Here is a 1902-nt window from a genome sequence, read left to right as displayed (position 1 = left end):
GGCAATAATATAGCTCAATTGTTGGGCAATTTCCTTGCCAAAAGTTGTATTAAAAAAACGAAAAGCTTCTATGGAATTGAGCTTAAAAGAATGGTTTAATAAACCACGAAATTTTTCTAGTTCTTCCGGCTTGAGATGTTGGGTATAAAATTTGAAATCTGGGTCGATGGTGCCAGTTTCGGCAAAAGTTGTCAGGCTTTGCACAGAAATATCAAATTGTCCCAGGGGCATAATCGAAAAGGTGATGGTTTCTGCCCCTTTGATTGCCCTTGGTGAAGCTAGGACCAAAAAACTGGAGGTAAGGGCAATTCCTAAAAAGCGTTTGAAGTTAATCATGGCATCAGAAAAATAAATTGTTAATTAATCTGGTAATAAAGTGATAGATCAGTTGGGGAGGATATTTTTTGAGGTCATCCAAAACTGTTTTTTAAGGAAGTTGTTCAAAGCCGGCCACTTCTGCCAAGGTGTATAGGGGCCGCCCTTTTACTTCATCGTAAATTCGGCCAATGTATTCTCCTAAAATGCCAATGCAAATTAGCTGAACCGCACCAAAAAACAGATTGGCAATTACCACTGTGGCAAATCCATCTAAAGGGGAATTGGTTTGGAACAGCCGCCAGTATAAAACTAATACCATCATAGCCATGGCCAGGAGAGCGGCTAAAAGCCCTAGATAGGTGGCCAAACGCAGGGGCACAATGGAAAAGGAAACCAGACTATTGATAGCTAAACGGAGGGATTTGCGAAAAGTGTATTTCACCTCCCCGGCATGGCGAGGATCCCGTTCAAATTTAACACCGGTTTGGGGAAAGCCAACCCAAGCCCTCAATCCCCGAATATAACGATTTCTCTCCGGCATGGCGTTGAGCAAATCCACCACCTGGCGGTCCATTAGGCAAAAGTCTCCTGTATCGGCCGGAATTTTTACGTCCGCTAACCGTTGCAACAGTCGGTAGAATCCATAGGCCGTTAGCCGCTTAAACCAGCTTTCCTGACGACGTTTGACCCGTTGGGCATAGACCACGCTGTAGCCTTCTCGCCACCGTTCCACCAATTGGGGCACCAATTCGGGAGGATCCTGCAAATCTGCATCGAGAATAATCACCGCCTGGCCCCGGGCAAAGTTTAACCCCGCCGTCACCGCCACCTGATGACCAAAGTTACGGGCAAAGCTAAGGTAACAGACTCGTTTATCTTGCTCGTGCAAAGCCCGGATCATCTCCAGGGAACGATCGCCACTGCCATCATTAATCAGCACTAATTCCGTACTTCCCAATTGATCCATGACCGTCTTCAGTCGACCATATAACACGGGAATATTATCTTCTTCGTTATAAATCGGCACAATCAAAGAATACATTGGCCCCTGGCGATCGCCATTGTAAACCCTGATGTCAGACCGGCCTGGTGAATTTGTAGCCATGGTGAAAGGGGATTGTCCTGTGGGTTTAGCCCCAAAAGTCGAACCAAATCATTGGCCGAACTCCAGACGGGCTTGTTCTACCAAATCCACGGTGACCTCATCTAGATCGGCCTGCCGAGCCAACTGCTCAATCCGCTGACGGGCTTGCACCCGGGCAAAATAGGGGATATTCTTCAACTTTTGCCGGGCTTCGGGGGTCCAGGGTAGGGATTCTTGCCACTGCATGGATTGATTGCCTCCGGGTTTGCAAGGGGGAGAATTGACTATATTTTCTCATTGAATAAACCGCTCAATCTTTCCACTTCACTCTGGGCAGTATACATGGGGGTACCGGCCAGAATTCCGGTGACGTTGCGGAAAGGTTTGCCAATGTGCATCCCCTTATGGTCGATGGAAAATTCCCGGATATCTTTATCGTGCATGGAGCCCCGCATTTTCAGCACCGTAATTCCCCGACGCATTTCGCCATACATTTCCAC

Annotated in this window: 3 protein-coding genes and 1 pseudogene; all 4 read right to left on the bottom strand. The window is 47.3% G+C overall.

Annotated features, from left to right (window positions below; translation table 11 throughout):
* The coding region (locus tag IQ219_RS19285) for an alpha/beta hydrolase (protein WP_194073682.1) at positions 1 to 336 on the bottom strand (336 nt) is incomplete at its 3' end.
* Positions 337 to 427: 91 nt separating this feature from the next.
* Positions 428 to 1423 (bottom strand): glycosyltransferase family 2 protein, encoded by a 996-nt coding sequence (locus tag IQ219_RS19280; protein WP_194073681.1) that lies wholly within the window; start codon positions 1421 to 1423, stop codon positions 428 to 430.
* Positions 1424 to 1471: 48 nt separating this feature from the next.
* The gene (locus IQ219_RS19275) at positions 1472 to 1648 is read right to left on the bottom strand and encodes a PCP reductase family protein (protein ID WP_010873230.1); all 177 of its coding nucleotides are present in this window, start codon (positions 1646 to 1648) and stop codon (positions 1472 to 1474) included.
* Positions 1649 to 1686: 38 nt separating this feature from the next.
* A pseudogene (locus IQ219_RS19270) lies at positions 1687 to 1902 on the bottom strand (circadian clock protein KaiC); the annotation flags it as partial.

Source organism: Synechocystis sp. LEGE 06083, assembly GCF_015207725.1.
Classification (GTDB): Bacteria; Cyanobacteriota; Cyanobacteriia; order Cyanobacteriales; family Microcystaceae; genus Synechocystis; species Synechocystis salina.
The sequence above is the reverse complement of the archived record's forward strand: the minus strand, read 5'-3'. Positions and strand labels throughout refer to the sequence as shown.

Coding starts and splice junctions, on each gene's coding strand:
- IQ219_RS19275 (WP_010873230.1), bottom strand. CDS start 1,648: ATGCAGTGGCAAGAATCCCTACCCTGGACCCCCGAAGCCCGGCAAAAG.
- IQ219_RS19280 (WP_194073681.1), bottom strand. CDS start 1,423: ATGGCTACAAATTCACCAGGCCGGTCTGACATCAGGGTTTACAATGGC.